The organism is Vibrio sp. 811 (assembly GCF_033339195.1).
In genome coordinates this window covers 1-852 of the sequence record NZ_JAWOUB010000228.1, presented here as the reverse complement: position 1 = coordinate 852, position 852 = coordinate 1, and the positions used below count along the sequence as shown (strand labels likewise).

At 43.3% G+C, this 852-nt stretch carries 1 protein-coding gene and 1 pseudogene; one reads left to right on the top strand and one right to left on the bottom strand.

Annotated features, from left to right (window positions below; translation table 11 throughout):
• Positions 1 to 470, bottom strand: a 470-nt coding sequence (locus R7Q46_RS26000; protein WP_318078057.1) for a SulP family inorganic anion transporter, incomplete at its 3' end; no start/stop codon positions are given.
• 283 nt (positions 471 to 753) lie between these two features.
• Between R7Q46_RS26000 and R7Q46_RS25995 the strand changes: the two are divergent.
• Positions 754 to 852, top strand: a pseudogene (locus R7Q46_RS25995) (carbonate dehydratase); the annotation flags it as partial.

Here is an 852-nt window from a genome sequence, read left to right as displayed (position 1 = left end):
GTCCCTAGCACTCCTCCCGTAGGCGCAGCATGCCCTAGTAGTGGCGACAATTGAAGAATGATAAGTATGACACCAATACCCGACATAAAGCCGGAGATCACGCTGTAAGGCATCAAGGTGACGTATTTACCCATCTTCAGCGTTCCAAGCAAGATCTGAAATGCACCCGCCATCATGACAACAGTAAACGTCATCGCCATACCTGTTTCAGGGTACTTCGCCATCATACTGGTCAATACGGCTGTCATGATCACCGTCATCGGCCCCGTGGGTTCTGAGATAAGTGTATTTGAGCCACCAAATAAGGAGGCAAACAAGCCCACCATTATGGCGCCCCAAAGGCCAGCTTCTGCACCCGCCCCCGAAGCAACCCCGAACGCCAACGCCAAAGGGAGAGAAATAATGGCCGTGGTCACCCCGCCAAATATATCCCCTTTGAAATTGATATCTTTAAAACGACTACCGAACACCGTTTAGCTCCCTGCATTAATTTCAAAATTAAATAAGTAAAATGTCATTACTTTAACGAGGAATGTGAAAAATTAAACCATAAATAAATTATGGCTTAATTCGTTATCTAATAAGCAGTCTGAATTGTACGAATTTATTTCCAAGAACACGTCAGATGAGTCCTGTCTGACGCATATTTAACGGGATCGAAATTGTAACATTGTGTATAGTTACAACACTGATCGCTTGATATGTTTCAATTGCGATGAGTGCTTTTGTCATTTAAGGGAAGTAGTTTGCAAGATGCCGGAAATTAAACAGTTATTTGAGAATAATTCAAAATGGTCGGAAGAAATCAAATCTGATCGTCCTGAATATTTCGCTAAGCTCGCCGAAGGCCAA